Annotated in this window: 10 protein-coding genes; 3 read left to right on the top strand and 7 right to left on the bottom strand. The window is 63.2% G+C overall.

Features of this window, described 5'->3' with window-relative positions; all coding sequences use genetic code 11:
• Positions 1 to 16: 16 nt before the first annotated feature.
• From FAY22_RS05725 to FAY22_RS05695, 7 genes are all read right to left on the bottom strand, one after another.
• Positions 17 to 3,145: an efflux RND transporter permease subunit gene (locus tag FAY22_RS05725; protein WP_146329321.1), complete on the bottom strand. Its 3,129-nt coding sequence runs from the start codon at positions 3,143 to 3,145 to the stop codon at positions 17 to 19.
• Entirely contained in the window at positions 3,142 to 4,704 is a 1,563-nt protein-coding gene (locus tag FAY22_RS05720; RefSeq protein ID WP_146329320.1) for an efflux RND transporter periplasmic adaptor subunit, read from the bottom strand. Before FAY22_RS05720 ends, FAY22_RS05725 begins: the two co-directional genes overlap by 4 nt.
• Positions 4,701 to 6,014: a TolC family protein gene (locus FAY22_RS05715; RefSeq protein ID WP_146329319.1), complete on the bottom strand. Its 1,314-nt coding sequence runs from the start codon at positions 6,012 to 6,014 to the stop codon at positions 4,701 to 4,703. Before FAY22_RS05715 ends, FAY22_RS05720 begins: the two co-directional genes overlap by 4 nt.
• A gap of 72 nt (positions 6,015 to 6,086) precedes the next feature.
• Positions 6,087 to 6,473: a hypothetical protein gene (locus FAY22_RS05710; protein ID WP_146329318.1), complete on the bottom strand. Its 387-nt coding sequence runs from the start codon at positions 6,471 to 6,473 to the stop codon at positions 6,087 to 6,089.
• A gap of 85 nt (positions 6,474 to 6,558) precedes the next feature.
• Positions 6,559 to 7,869 (bottom strand): hemolysin family protein, encoded by a 1,311-nt coding sequence (locus tag FAY22_RS05705; RefSeq protein WP_146329317.1) that lies wholly within the window; start codon positions 7,867 to 7,869, stop codon positions 6,559 to 6,561.
• 90 nt (positions 7,870 to 7,959) lie between these two features.
• On the bottom strand, positions 7,960 to 9,414 hold the full coding sequence (gene rmuC, locus FAY22_RS05700) for a DNA recombination protein RmuC (protein ID WP_210411900.1): 1,455 nt from the start codon (positions 9,412 to 9,414) through the stop codon (positions 7,960 to 7,962).
• A gap of 60 nt (positions 9,415 to 9,474) precedes the next feature.
• Positions 9,475 to 9,876: a group II truncated hemoglobin gene (locus FAY22_RS05695; protein ID WP_146329316.1), complete on the bottom strand. Its 402-nt coding sequence runs from the start codon at positions 9,874 to 9,876 to the stop codon at positions 9,475 to 9,477.
• Positions 9,877 to 10,308: 432 nt separating this feature from the next.
• On the opposite strand from FAY22_RS05695, the gene FAY22_RS05690 reads away from it, so the two are divergent.
• The 3 genes from FAY22_RS05690 to FAY22_RS05680 all read left to right on the top strand — a co-directional run bounded on the left by FAY22_RS05690 (position 10,309) and on the right by FAY22_RS05680 (position 14,513).
• Entirely contained in the window at positions 10,309 to 11,670 is a 1,362-nt protein-coding gene (locus FAY22_RS05690; RefSeq protein WP_246860672.1) for an undecaprenyl-phosphate glucose phosphotransferase, read from the top strand.
• Between the two features lie 170 nt (positions 11,671 to 11,840).
• Positions 11,841 to 12,809, top strand: a complete 969-nt coding sequence (locus FAY22_RS05685) for a GDP-L-fucose synthase (protein ID WP_146329314.1) — start codon at positions 11,841 to 11,843, stop codon at positions 12,807 to 12,809.
• 174 nt (positions 12,810 to 12,983) lie between these two features.
• Entirely contained in the window at positions 12,984 to 14,513 is a 1,530-nt protein-coding gene (locus tag FAY22_RS05680) for a lipopolysaccharide biosynthesis protein (RefSeq protein WP_146329313.1), read from the top strand.
• Positions 14,514 to 14,517: the final 4 nt, after the last annotated feature.

Here is a 14,517-nt window from a genome sequence, read left to right as displayed (position 1 = left end):
CTGCCCCTGCCGGCCACTATCTGCGCGTGGAACGCCGGCGCATCAGCAGGTAAACCGCAGGAATCACGAACATCGACAACAGCGGCGCGGTAATCATCCCTCCGACCATCGGCGCGGCGATACGTTGCATGATTTCCGAGCCGGTGCCGGCCCCGACCATGATCGGAATCAAACCGGCGATGATGACGGCCACCGTCATGGCCTTGGGCCGCACGCGCAACACGGCGCCTGCGCGGATTGCGTCGAGCAAGTCCGCTTCGCTGGCCTTGCCGTCCATCACGCGCTCTTCCCATGCGTGTTTCAGGTACAACAGCATGATGACGCCGAATTCGGCCGATACGCCCGCCAGCGCGATGAAGCCGACGCCGCTGGCCACCGACAGGTGATGGCCCAAAAGCCACAGCAGCCAGATGCCGCCGGCCAGCGCGAACGGCAGCGTCGCCATGATCAGCGCCGCCTCGTCGACGCGCCGGAAGGTCAGGTACAGCAGCACAAAAATGATGAGCAGCGTGGCTGGCACCACGATCTTCAGCTTGGCAGCGGCGCGTTCCATGTATTCGAACTGGCCGGACCAGGACAGCGCGTAACCGGCCGGCAGCTTCACGTCCCTGGCAACCGCCTCCCGCATGTCTCGCACCACCGACTTCATGTCGCGTCCGTGGATATCCACATAGACCCATCCGGACAGGCGCGCATTCTCGCTCTTGAGCATCGGCGGGCCGTCGTTGATGCGGATGGCGGCGACGTCCGACAGGCGGATCTGCGCGCCGCGTTCGGTGAGCACCGGCAGCTGGCGCAGCCGCTCGACCGAATCGCGCAGCTCGCGCGGATAGCGCACGTTGATCGGAAAGCGCTGCAAGCCTTCGATGGTCTCGCCGATGTTGTCGCCGCCGATCGCGGCCGACACGATGCCCTGCACGTCGGCGATGTTCAGCCCATAGCGGGCCGCCGCACCGCGGTCGATATCCACATCCACGTAGCGGCCGCCGGTGAGACGTTCGGCCAGCGCCGAACTCACACCCGGAACCGCCTTCACGACGCGCTCGATCTCGACTGCGACGCGGTCGATTTCCTGCAGGCTGGCGCCGGACACCTTGATGCCGACCGGGCTCTTGATGCCGGTCGCAAGCATGTCGATGCGGTTGCGGATCGGCGGCACCCAGATATTCGACAGCCCCGGCACCTTGACGGCGCGGTCGAGTTCCTCGACCAGCTTGTCCGGCGTCATGCCGGGGCGCCATTGCTCGCGCGGCTTGAACTGGATCGTGGTTTCGAACATCTCCAGCGGGGCCGGATCGGTCGCGCTCTCGGCGCGACCTGCCTTGCCGAACACGCTCTGCACTTCGGGCACGGTCTTGATCAGGCGGTCGGTCTGCTGCAGCAACTCGGACACCTTGCCGGCCGAGATGCCGGGCAAGGCCGAGGGCATGTACAGCAGGTCACCTTCGTCCAGCGGCGGCATGAATTCGCCACCCAGCCGGCTCAGCGGCCAGGCGGTCAGCACGACCACCAGCACCGCCAGCGCCACGGTCGTCCAGGGATGGCGCAGCACGCGCACCAGCAGCGGCCGGTAGGCGGCGATCAGCAAGCGGTTGAGCGGATTGCGCTGCTCATCAGGGATACGGCCGCGGATCAGGTAGCCCATCAGCACCGGGATCAGCGTCACCGACAGGCCGGCAGCCGCCGCCATCGCATAGGTCTTGGTGAAGGCCAGCGGCGAGAACAGGCGGCCTTCCTGCGCTTCCAGCGTAAATACCGGGATGAAGGACAGCGTGATGATGAGCAGCGAAAAGAACAGGGCTGGCCCGACCTCGGCGGCGGCGTCGCCGATCACCTTCCATTGTTCCTCCCCTTCCAGCACGCTCCCCGCATGCGCATGGCGCCACTGCTCGAGATGCTTGTGCGCGTTTTCGATCATCACCACGGCGGCGTCGACCATCGCGCCGATCGCGATGGCAATGCCGCCCAGAGACATGATGTTGGCATTCACGCCCTGATAATGCATCACGATGAAGGCTGCCAGCACGCCCAGCGGCAGCGACACGATGGCGACGAAAGCCGAACGCAGGTGGAACAGGAAGATCGCGCACACCAGCGCCACCACCACGAATTCCTCGAGCAGCTTGTGCTGCAGGTTGTCGACCGCGCGCTCGATCAGACCGGAGCGGTCGTAAGCCGGCACGATTTGCACGCCCGGCGGCAGGCTCGATTGCAATGCCTTGAGCTTGGACTTGACCGCGCCGATGGTGTCCAGCGCGTTTTTCCCCGAACGCATGACGATCACGCCGCCGGCAACTTCGCCCTCGCCGTTCAGGTCGGCGATGCCGCGCCGCATCTCGGGGCCGACCTGCAGGTGCGCGACATCGCCCAGCAGCACCGGCACGCCGGCTTCGCTGGTCGTCAACGGAATCTTGCGGAAGTCGTCGAGCGATTTCAGGTAGCCCGAGGCGCGCACCATGTATTCCGCCTCGCCCAGCTCCAGCACCGAACCGCCGGTTTCCTGGTTGGCCTTTTGCACCGCCTCGATCACTCTTGCGTGCGTGATGTTGTAAGCGCGCAGCTTGCCGGGATCGAGCACGATCTGGTACTGCCGCACCATGCCGCCGACCGACGCGACTTCCGACACGTTTGGCACCGCCTTCAGCTCGTATTTCAGGAACCAGTCCTGCAACGCGCGCAATTGCGACAGGTCCATCCTGCCGCTCTTGTCGACCAGCGCATATTCGTAGACCCAGCCCACGCCGGTGGCGTCCGGCCCGAGCGATGCCTTGGCCTGCGCCGGCAGGCGCGACTGCACCTGGTTCAGGTACTCCAGCACGCGCGAACGCGCCCAGTAGGGATCGGTGCCGTCCTCGAACAGGATGTAGACGAAGGAGTCGCCGAAGAAGGAATAGCCGCGCACCGTTTTCGCGCCGGGCACCGACAGCATGGTGGTGGTAAGCGGATAGGTGACCTGATTCTCGACGATCTGCGGCGCCTGACCAGGATAGGTGGTACGCACGATCACCTGCACGTCGGACAGGTCTGGCAGCGCGTCGAGCGGCGTCTTCGACAGCGACCACATGCCCCAGCCGGCCAGCATCAGCGTGGCCAGCAGCACCAGGAAGCGGTTGGCGATCGACCAGCGGATCAGTCTGGCAATCATTTGTGCCCTCCGCTGTCATGTTGATGCTCATGCTCATGTTCCTGCGGCGGCGCAGCTGCCAGGCGCTTCATGCCGGCGATTTCGAATTCGCCGTCCGCCGTCTGGCGGAATTCGAACGCGACAGTGTCGCCTACGCCGATGCCCTTTGGCAGGGCGTTGGCCGGCAGCTTGAAGTCCATCGTCATCGCGTCCCACTGCAGGGACACGATCGGGCCGTGCGAGATGGTGATCGTGTCCTGGCTGATGAATTCGACCTTGCCCTCGCCGCGGTGCAGCGGCAGGCCAGCCTTCTTCGCATCCGGCGCCTGTCCGGCGCCCATGCGATTGGCGCTGCCCTTCAGGCTGGCTTCGGAATCGATCAGGAACTGGCCGGAGACCACCACCTTCTGGCCCGCGCCGAGTCCCTTGCGGATTTCGGTCTGGCCGTTCGCTTCGGCCCCGGTTTCGACGTCGACCGGCGCGAACTTGCCGTCGTCTTGCGCAACGATCACCACGTCGCGCCGCCCGGTCCGGATCACCGCTTCGGCCGGCACCAGCAACACCTCCTCGCCTGCAGCCGGAGCAAAACCGACGGTGACGAACATGCCGGGCACCAACTGCCCCCCCGTATTGGCCAGTTCCACCCGGGCCTTCAGCGTGCGGGTGGCCGGGTTCACGTCGGGCAGGATGGCGCCGATCCGGCCTTTGAACAGGGTCTGCGGCAAGGCCGCGGAACGTGCTTCGATTTCCATGCCGGGGCGCAGCCGGGATGCTGCGTTCTCCGGCACCTCGGCGTTCACCCATACCGTGTCGAGTCCGTTAATCCGGAACAGGGGCGCTCCGGCCATCACCGTCATGCCCTCGCGCGCGGCCAGTTCGGTGACGACGCCGCTTCCAGGCGCGGTCAGCGTCACGCGCGCATGGGTCTTGCCGCTGGCCTCCACCTGCCGGATCTGGGCTTCGGACATGCCTGCCAGCGCCATGCGCTGACGCGCCGCCGCCACCAGCTCGTCGCCGCCGCGCATGCGCCGCACCGCCAGGTATTCTTCCTGCGCGGCGATCCAGTCCGGCACATACAGCTCGGCCAGCGCCTGTCCCCGGCGCACGCGGTCGAGCGGCGCGCGCACCGCCAGCCGTTCGACAAAGCCGTTGCTGCGGGCCTGCACCAGCGCCACGTCGCGCTCGTTGAAGGCGACGCTGCCGACAGCCTCCAGCGCCGCGGCCAGCCGCCCGCGCGTCACTTGCGCGGTGCGGATGCCCAGGTTCTGCTGCACGCGCGGGCTGATGCTGACCGAGCTACCGTCGCCCGCGGCGTCGGCATAGACCGGCACCAGCGGCATGTCCATGTAAGGCGACTTGCCGGGCTTGTCGAATCGCGTGCCCGGAACCATCGGGTCGTGCCAATAGAGAATCGTACGGCCTGTCGCCGGGTCGGTCATGCCTGTCTTCGCTTCCGCCGCTTTTGCCTGGGGCGGCGCGGACTGAGCGCCCTGGCTGACGCCCAGCCGGTACAGTCCATAGCCGCCGGCGCCGAACAGCGCAAGCGCGCCGAGTGCGAGAACGATATTCCTCGTTTTCATTTGCCGTCCTTGTCCGTCATGGTCCGGGGCGCGTCGCCGCCCGCAGGAATAAGGAAATTAATCTGTGCCCACAGGCGGCCGATGTCCGCGTCGAGCTGCAGCGCCTGCATGCGCATGTCGATCTCGTTGCGGCGAGCCGCCAGTACGTCGCCCAGCCCCGCCTTGCCGCCGCGATAGGCCGCCAGCACCGCCTCCGAACGCTCCCGGCTCAACGGAATCAGCTCGCGCTCGTAACGGGCACGGCGCTCGCGCGCGCTTTCCCATTCATTGAGCATGGTCTGCACTTCGGCGACATGGGCGCGCAGCGCATCCTCGCGCTCCGCCTTGGCCTGTTCCAGTTGCGCGAGCTTCGCGGACAGTTCGCGATCCTGCCGGTTCTTGCGGTCCCACTGCAGAGGCACAGACAGGCCGACCGAAATCATGTTGTCGTAGGAGGAACCACGCTGGCTGAACATTACTTCCACGGCCCAGTCGGAATGGCGGTTGGCCTGCGCCAGGCGCGCTTCGGCCTCGGCGACCGCTTCCTGCCGGCCCAGCGTGGAGATTTGCGGGTGGTGGGCGAGTTCGCCTTCGAGTGCGGCGACGTTGAGCCGTACGCTGCCGGTATCGGGCTTGCCGGCGAGCGTTGTGCCGGCCGCATCGCCGACCCAGCGCGTCAGCATCGTTTTCGCGTTGCGCACGCGGTTCGCCGCCTCGGTCGCACGCTCCTCAAGCGCGGCCATCCCGCTGCGCGCGTTGAGCAGGTCGGCCTGCGCGCCGCGCCCTCCGCGGTAGGCGCTTTGCGCGGCTTCGATTTCCAGCCGGGCCTGCTCGATTTGCGCATCGTACAACCGCGCCATCGCTTCCGCGTAGTAGCGGTCGAGCCAGGCCAGCGCGGTGTCGCGTTCGATCGCGGCGGCCGTGGCCGCCTTGTCGGCCTGGATTTTTTCGGCTTCGCGCGTGAAGCGTTCGGCCCGCCAGTAGCGCTTGTCGGCGCGTGTCAATTCCTGCATCACGCCGATCCGGCGCATGGTCATGGAGTCGCGCGCGACACTGTAGCTGTCCGGCCCTTCGACCGGCAGGTTGTCGATACCGAGCTTGAGCACGGGATCCGGCAGCTGGCCGGCGGCAGCGGCCATGTCACGCGCAGCGGATGAAGCCTGATCCTGGGCCGCCAGCTGGCGCGAACGCCCAAGCGCGATGCGCTGCGCCAGTTCCAGCGTCAGCGCGTCGCCGGCAGATACCGGGTTGGCGCAGGCAAGCAATAGCAAGGCGGTGCCGCGAACAAGAAATGATCGTCCGCACAGGGACGTTTTGACATGCAACGACATGAAAATCCTCCAGACAAGCATCAACCAGCTGCGCGCGGGTATGGGGCGCGGCAATTCGGGCGGTCCGGGGTTTCAAATTCGGAAACAGCAGTGGTCGATCGCGTGGGGCGGTGCGGTGGCCCGCGTCAGAAAGATGTCGCCGGGATGCATGCGCGCCTGCGTCCGCCGCGTTTCGGCGTTGCGCACCTCCAGTTGCAGCGCGGCGGGAATGAACGGCTGGACATCGGGGAACGGCGGCTTGTCGAGAGATTGGTTGCCGGCCTGATCATGTGCCTGGCACAGGTTCGGCTGGACCGTGTCCATGTCGTGGCAACCCTGCATGCCTTCGTCGGCTGCCGCCACGAACTGCGCCGCTGCGGTGTTCGGACAGGCGTAGGCCGCGACGGCGAGCTGCATGAACAGCAGGCTGGCGAGCGCCAGAAGCGCGACGAAGCGGCGAGTGTGACGAATCCGATCCATATGCCGATTGTACCAATCCGCTCCCGGTCATGATGCTGCCCGGCATGTTAATTGGCGCATCCAGATCAAGCAGCCGCAAAATATTTCATCCTTCCGCCCCGGGCGCCGGCATCTCCGGCTGCTTGGGCGAGGCCAGCACCTTGTCGATGCGCTTGCCGTCGATGTCGACAATCTCGAACCTCCAGCTTTCCCAATCGCAGCGGTCGCCGGTTTGCGGCAGCCGCCCGAGGAGCAGCATCATCATTCCGCTCAGCGTGTTGTAGCGGCCGCGCTCTTCTTCCGGCACGCCATTGAGGCTCAGGCGGTCCTTCAGTTCCGGCACCGGGATCAGGCCGTCGAGCAGCCAGGAGCCATCCTCGCGCTGCACCGCCCACGCTTCTTCGGCGCGCGGCGTCTTGAACTCGCCGGTGATGGCCTCCATCACGTCCTGCAGCGTGACGATACCCTGCACCTGGCCGTACTCGTCGACGATGAACGCCAGCTGCACACCGGAGTTCTTGAAGTTTTCCAGCAATTCCATGCCGGTCAGCGATTCCGGCACAAAGACCGCCGGCTGCAGATGCTGCGTCAGGTTCGGCTGTTCGCCGCGCAGCGTCTGCGCCAGCAGCTGGCGCGCGCTGACCACGCCCAGCACATCGTCCCAGCCGCCGCGCAGCACCGGGTAGCGCGAATGATCGGTTTCCTCGAAGCGCTTGAGGTTGGTCTGCAGCGATTCCTGCACGTCGAAATACACGACATCGCTGCGCGGCACCATCAGCGATGCGATCTGGCGGTCGTCCAGGCGGAAGACATTGCGCACCATCTGGTGCTCATGGTGTTCGATCACGCCGGCGCTCGACCCTTCCGCCAGCAGCAGGTTGATTTCTTCCTGGGTCACGCTCGGCTCGGCGCGCTCGCTCACGCCGATCGCATGCAATACCAGCTGCGTGGAGCCGGACAAAAAGCGCACGAACGGCTTGGAGATCGCCGCCAGCCACAGCATCGGCCGCGCCACCAGGCGCGCGATCGGCTCCGGGCTGATCTGCCCGACGCGCTTGGGCACCAGTTCGCCCAGCACGATGGAAAAATAGGTGATGCTGAACACCACCAGCCCGGTGGCGAAATAGTGCGACACCGACTGCCGCATGCCGAGGCCCTGCAGCCAGACCGCGAACGGCTGCGCCAGCGTCGCCTCGCCGACGATACCGTTCAGGATGCCGATCGAGGTGATCCCGATCTGCACCGTGGACAGGAAGCGGTTCGGATCGTCGCCCAGCTGGATCGCTGCGCCCGCCGCCGCATCGCCGGCATCGGCCAGCTTTTGCAGGCGCGCCCGGCGCGCGGTGACCAGCGCTATCTCGGACATGGCAAACAAGCCATTCAGCAGAATCAGACCGAACAGTATCGCTATTTCCATAGGTGTTGCGCGGCAAGGCGCGTGAAATGTTGAAGATCGGGGCGTGGCGCGAGCCATCCGCCCGGCAGCTCCGGCGTTTCTATGCGCATCTTAGTCGTCATTCGGTTCGGCTGCCTCCGTCCCCAGCAACAGCTGCGCCGTCTCGGAAGGCAAGGCTTCCACCGACTTGAGCTTGCGCGACATCTGCCGGGTGCGGGTTTCCGCCTGCTCGATGTTCTTCGCGGCACGTTCGAGCGTATTCTTGGTGGCCGCCAGCACGTCGCCGAACTTGCCGAATTCGGTCTTGACCGCGCCCAGTACTTGCCACACCTCGGACGAGCGCTTTTCCAGCGCCAGCGTGCGGAAACCCATCTGCAGGCTGTTGAGCAGGGCCGAGAGCGTGGACGGGCCGGCAATGCTGACGCGACATACGCGCTGCAATTCGTCGGCCAGGCCGGGGCGGCGCATGACTTCCGCATACAAGCCCTCGGTCGGCAGGAACAGAATGGCGAAATCGGTGGTCAGCGGCGGCGACAGGTATTTTTCGGCAATGGTCTTGGCTTCCAGGCGCACTGCGCGCTCCAGTTCCTTTCCGGCAGCAGCCACGCCGTCGGCGTCGGCATGCTCGGCAGCTTCGGCCAGGCGCTCGTACTGCTCCTTTGGGAACTTCGCATCGATCGGCATCCACACCGGCCGGCCGCAGTCGTCCTGGCCTGGCAGCTTGACGGCGAATTCGACGCGCTCGCCGGTGCCCGGCACCGTCTCGACATTCTTGGCGTACTGGTCCGGCGTGAGCACCTGTTCCAGCAGCATCTCCAGCTGCACTTCGCCCCAGGTGCCGCGCGTCTTCACATTGGTCAATACGCGCTTGAGATCGCCCACGCCGATGGCGAGCTGCTGCATTTCGCCCAAGCCCTGGTGCACCTTTTCCAGCCGGTCGGACACCAGCTTGAACGACTCGCCCAGGCGCTGCTCGAGCGTGGCATGCAGCTTCTCGTCGACGGTCTTGCGCATTTCTTCCAGCCGTGCGCCGTTATCGGTCTGCAGGTCGCGGATCTTCGCTTCCAGCGTGGAGCGCACTTCCGCCATGCGCTGCGCATTCGATTCGGTCAGTACCGTCAGCGACTGGTTGAGCGTGTCGCCGAAGCGCTTCAATGCCGCCGACTGCTCCTCGCGCCCGCTCTGCGCCTGCGAGGCGATGGCCTGGCGCATCGACTCGAGCTGCCGGGCGTTGAGCTCGCTCATCTTGGCGAGCTGCTGCGCGAACGAGTCGATCTGGTTGTTCTGGATCGTGGCTACGCTGGTCAGTTGCGCGATGAGCGCCTGCTGGAATTGCCCGATATTGGCCCCCAGCTCCTGGCGCGTGCTCTGCGCCGTGGTTTGCACCTGGCTGCGCAATTCGCGCTCGACGCGCTCGACGGTATGCTGTTGATGGCGCTGCAGCTCGTCCTGCAATTGCAGCAGCTGGGGCGACACGTCCTTGGCGCGGGTGCGCAACAGGATAACGAGTTGCAAAATGATGATTGCCGCAATCAGCAGCAGCGTAACGAGTGTCATTGCATTCATGAAGATATCCATGTCACAGGACGAGGATGCCGGCTCCCAGCCGAGCAGAGAGAGGAGAGCCTAGCCAGCCCGGTTGCGCATCCAGTCGGCGGTCTGAGAAAAGGACTGCATCAGGCGCTCCTGCAGTGCCGGCTCGACCTTCACGTCCTGCATGGCCCAGGCCATGCAGCGCAGCCACTGGTCGCGCTCGTCGGAGGCAATCGGATACGGCAGATGCCGGGCGCGCAGGCGCGGGTGGCCGTAGCGTTCGATGTACATGTCGGGACCTCCCATCCAGCCGGAAAGAAACCAGTACAACTTGTCGCGCGAGCTGTCCAGCGGCGTCGGGTGCATGGCCCGGATGCCGGCGAACTCGGGTTCGAGTTCCATCAAATCGTAAAAACGGTCGACCAGTTCGCGCAGCCCGGTCGCTCCGCCGATCAATTCGTACGTCGTGCGTTCTTGAGCTTCATCAATATTCATGGGAACGAATGATAGCGCATCGACCGCCCTGCGGGTCATCCCGCCACCGCCTGGAGCGGTGGCGTGCAAACTTCACCAGGGCGGTTTCCATCTGCGCGAGCCGCACGTTTTTCGCTGCCGGCGCAGCGCCGTTGCCGCGCAAATTCGACTCCTTCGATCAGGCGCAACACCTCGTTTGACGCATCACATTCCGTTTTTTGAGACTGCGCAAGCAAATCGTACTTAGCAATTTTTCCTCTTCTTTAGTGACTACCATTGTCTAAAAGGTAATAGCCTTTTGAGCAGCAAGAGCACTTCGGCAGCTTCATGTCGAAACCGCAACAGTCGTACCGCGCCGGGCCATCGCGGGTTTGAACGTGTTGCAAACGATGAGACACCAGAAACGCCATGCAAGATTTAATAAGCAATAATTCTTCCCGGATGGAATTATCGATGAGGCTGATGGATGTCCTGGCGCTGGAGATCGCCGGCGTAGCCGCCAGCCAGCTTCATTTTCAGGCTTCCTTGCTCGACGCGGAGCCGATTCACACAGTGTTGCTCCACTTCTGCAGCGCCCTCGCCTTCCTCCTGTTCCCGCAGCTGGAATTGTATGGATCATGGCGCGGGCGTTCCCTGCCCGACCTGTTCCTGCGCCTGGCCGCATCCTGGGCACTGGTGCTGATGATCGGATTGTTCTTCAGCTTCCTGATCCACCATGTCGGCCATGTGTCGCGGCTCTGGCTGTTCTACTGGTACGCCATCGGCGTCGCCCTGCTCATGCTGTACCGCTCGGCGGTCTATTTCGTGCTGCGCTACCTGCGCACCAAGGGAATGAACAGCAAGCGCGTCGTGCTGGTCGGCTACGGCACTACCGGCCAGGAATTGCACCGGCGCGCGCACGACCTCGACTGGGCCGGCTACGACGTGGTCGCGGTCCATGCAGCGGCGGAAGATGCCGACAAGATCAACGATCCCGCGATCGTGCGGATCCCCGATCTGCAGAAGATCCATGAATATGTGACGGCCAATCATATCCACGAAATCTGGATCACCCTGCCGCTGATGGAGTCGCCCAAGCTGCAGCAGCTGCAATACCTGCTGCGCAATACGCTGGTCGACATCCGCTGGGCGCCCGACATCCTCGGCCTGCAAATGCTCAGCAACAAGATGACCAACTTCCTCGGCTTCCCGGTAGTCGACCTGAACCAGCCCATATCAAGCGGATTGAACGGCATCGTCAAGGATATCTTCGACAAGGTATTTGCCCTGGTCGCGCTGATCCTGCTGATTCCGCTGTTCGTGGTGCTGGCGGTGCTCATCAAGCACTCGTCGCCGGGACCGGTATTCTTCAAGCAGCCGAGGCTGGGCCTGAACGGGAAGAAATTCAACGTCTACAAGTTCCGCACGATGAAGATTCACGAAGAACACGGCAAAGTGACGCAGGCAACAAGGAACGATCCGCGCATCACACCGATCGGCGCCTTCCTGCGCCGCACCAGCCTGGACGAGCTGCCGCAATTCATCAACGTCCTGTTGGGCGACATGTCGGTCGTCGGTCCGCGCCCGCATGCGCTGCAACATAACGAGCTCTACAAGGACTTGCTCGAAATGTACATGCTGCGTCATCGCGTCAAACCAGGCATCACCGGATGGGCGCAGATACATGGCCACCGGGGCGAGACCGATACCGTGGACAAGATGGCCAAGCGGGTGCAGTTCGACCTGCACTACATCCAGAACTGGTCGTTATGGATGGATATACGCATCATTGTCTGGACCGCATTCAAAGGATGGACCGGAAAGAACGCCTATTGACGGCAAGCAGAGCGTGAGTCCGGCCCATCGTCACTAACAGAGCTGCAGCCGCCTGCGGTCAATTGCCGCTCTGCTTTTCGTACCGACCGCGGCGCGATCCATACGGGAGCGCTTCTCAGTTGGCTAGAATGCAGACACCTGCCAAGCCGCGACAATTCAAGAGGAAGAGCATGAACAGAGAATCAAACAAGCGCATTTACGTCGCCGGACATCGCGGGCTGGTGGGCGCGGCCATCGTGCGCGCGCTGCACAAGCGCGACCACGCCAACATCGTCACCCGCACCCACGCGGAACTCGAACTGACTGACCAGGCGCAAGTGCGCGCCTTCTTCGAATCGCAATCGATCGACGAAGTCTATCTCGCCGCCGCCCGCGTCGGCGGCATCCATGCCAACAATACCTACCCGGCGGAATTCATCTACGACAACCTGATGATCCAGGCCAACATCATCCATGAAGCCTGGCGCGCGGGCGTCAGAAAACTGCTTTTCCTCGGCTCATCCTGCATCTATCCCCGGATGGCGCAACAGCCGATCAGGGAAGAGTACCTGATGACCGGCCCGCTCGAGGCAACCAACGAACCCTATGCGATTGCGAAAATCGCCGGCATCAAGATGTGCGAAAGCTATCGCCGGCAGTACGGAGCCGATTTCCGCAGCGTCATGCCGACCAACCTCTACGGGCCCGGCGACAATTATCATCCGGAAAACAGCCATGTCATCCCCGCCCTGATCCGCCGCTTCCACGAAGCGAAGCTGAACGGCGCGGATAAGGTAATCATCTGGGGCACCGGCACGCCGAGACGGGAATTCCTGTATGTCGACGACATGGCGAATGCCTGCCTGCACGTGATGGAACTGGAGCGCACGCTCTACGAAGCCAATACCACAGCGACGTTATCCCACATCAATGTAGGCACTGGCGAGGACGTCACAATACGCGAGATTGCAGAACTGATCGGAAAGGTTGTCGGTTACCGGGGAAAGATCGAATTCGACGCCAGCAAGCCGGACGGCACGCCGCGCAAGCTGATGGATAGCGCGAAGCTCGCTCGACTTGGATGGCGCCCGGAGATTTCCCTGCATGCGGGCCTTGGGGAAACCTACCGGCAATTCCAGGAGAATGTTGCCGAAAGCTAGGAAAACGCCGAGCCGATCACGCAAGGTCCGCCTTGCGCTGCCAGCGGCCCGCAACCGGTCACCTCCCCGTGCGGCCATGCCTTGCCACTGTCTCTTCTTTATCGGAGTTGAAAGACGACATCTCGACAAGAAGTTGCTTTCTCGCCCACCGCCTTTCAATTCGCACAATCCGGTATGGATAAAAAAACCAATCTGGCAAGCAAGGGAATCACCGCTGTATTCTGGGGAAGCTTCGGTTCGGTTTTGCGCGCACTGCTACAGATCGTCACGCAAATCATCCTGGCGCGCCTGCTCGGCCCATCCGAATACGGTATTTTCGCAATTGCCTCCATCGTCCTCAGTTTCAGCAAATTCTTCTCCGATGTCGGCATTTCCTATGGGCTGATCCAGAAAAAGACCATCAGCGACTTGGACATCAAGTTCGTATTCACCTGGCAAGTCATACTCGGCGCGACTGTTTCCGGCATCGTATATCTCCTCGCCGTTCCACTGTCACATTTCTTTAACGAAGCACGCGTCATCCCGGTCATCCGCGTCGCGTCCGTCATCTGCTTCATCACCGCGCTCGCCTCGCTCTCGATCAACCTCCTGAAAAGGGAACTCGATTTCAAGTCGATCCAATCTGCACAGATCGTAAGCTATATCGTCGGCTACATCCTCATTGGCATTCCGCTCGCGCTGCTCGGACAACAGGTGTGGGCGCTGATCGCGGCCTTCATCAGCAGCGAGCTGATGAACCTGGTCCTGATATTCCGGAAATCGCGGCATCCGATCGGAATCGTTCTGTGGCGGCGCGACGAAGGCCAGCTGGTCGTGTACGGTGCACGCGTATTTCTCACCAATGTCATTAACTGGATCATCGGCAACGTCGATCGCGTCATCATCGGCCGCACCTTTCCGGCGGCACAAATCGGCCTGTATTCACTGTCGTACAACCTGGTCTCGAATCCGACGCTGACCATCATTGCCGTCATTCAATCGGCCCTGTTTTCGACCAGCGCACGCGTGCAGGATGATTTCGACCGCCTGCGCAAGGCACTGCTGACGATGATGGGCGTGGTGACACTGGTACTGTTCCCGGTGTTCGCCGGCATCGCCGTCGCCTCCGAAACCATCCTGCATGCACTCTACGGCAATGCATGGGCGGGAGCCGCAGACGTGCTGCGCCCGATCGCGCTGGCCATGCCGTTGTACCTGCTGCTGGGGATGGCAACCCCGCTGCTATGGGTATCGGGGCAAACGCACAAGGAATTCCTGATCCAGATTCCGGTCGCGATCGGTTTCGTGATCACGGCCGCCGTCGCGGCCATGGTATCGCTCGATACGGTCGCCTGGGTGGTGTTCGGCATGTATCTCGTGCGCGCCACCGCTATCGTGGCCACCACCTGCCATGCGCTCGACCTCGGGCTGCGCCGCATCTTCCGCTCGATGCGAGGCGGCGCCATCACCACCGCCATCACGGCGATCCTGATTGCCGTTGTCGATCTCGCCGCGCGCCAGATGGTGGAAATGCCATTGCTGTGGCTCGCCGCCGACGTTGTTGCCGGCCTGGCAGGCATGCTGCTGTCGCTGTGGATATTTCCGAGCCTGGTCAATCACCATGTGGCGCAGCTCTTCGAAAAAATCGCCATGCGCCTGCCGAAGCGCAGCAGTGAAAAGATCGTGCGTTTCCTGTACCGGGGGCACTTGAAAAGAACCATCTGAAAGG

The organism is Noviherbaspirillum sp. UKPF54 (genome assembly GCF_007874125.1).
GTDB lineage: Bacteria > Pseudomonadota > Gammaproteobacteria > Burkholderiales > Burkholderiaceae_D > Noviherbaspirillum.
The sequence above is the reverse complement of the archived record's forward strand: the minus strand, read 5'-3'. Positions and strand labels throughout refer to the sequence as shown.

What these genes read in the sequence shown, in the direction of transcription:
- FAY22_RS05725 (WP_146329321.1), bottom strand. Translation starts at nt 3,145, where the DNA reads ATGATTGCCAGACTGATCCGCTGGTCGATCGCCAACCGCTTCCTGGTG.
- FAY22_RS05720 (WP_146329320.1), bottom strand. Translation starts at nt 4,704, where the DNA reads ATGAAAACGAGGAATATCGTTCTCGCACTCGGCGCGCTTGCGCTGTTC.
- FAY22_RS05715 (WP_146329319.1), bottom strand. Translation starts at nt 6,014, where the DNA reads ATGTCGTTGCATGTCAAAACGTCCCTGTGCGGACGATCATTTCTTGTT.
- FAY22_RS05710 (WP_146329318.1), bottom strand. Translation starts at nt 6,473, where the DNA reads ATGGATCGGATTCGTCACACTCGCCGCTTCGTCGCGCTTCTGGCGCTC.
- FAY22_RS05705 (WP_146329317.1), bottom strand. Translation starts at nt 7,869, where the DNA reads ATGGAAATAGCGATACTGTTCGGTCTGATTCTGCTGAATGGCTTGTTT.
- rmuC (WP_210411900.1), bottom strand. Translation starts at nt 9,414, where the DNA reads ATGAATGCAATGACACTCGTTACGCTGCTGCTGATTGCGGCAATCATC.
- FAY22_RS05695 (WP_146329316.1), bottom strand. Translation starts at nt 9,876, where the DNA reads ATGAATATTGATGAAGCTCAAGAACGCACGACGTACGAATTGATCGGC.
- FAY22_RS05690 (WP_246860672.1), top strand. Translation starts at nt 10,309, where the DNA reads ATGAGGCTGATGGATGTCCTGGCGCTGGAGATCGCCGGCGTAGCCGCC.
- FAY22_RS05685 (WP_146329314.1), top strand. Translation starts at nt 11,841, where the DNA reads ATGAACAGAGAATCAAACAAGCGCATTTACGTCGCCGGACATCGCGGG.
- FAY22_RS05680 (WP_146329313.1), top strand. Translation starts at nt 12,984, where the DNA reads ATGGATAAAAAAACCAATCTGGCAAGCAAGGGAATCACCGCTGTATTC.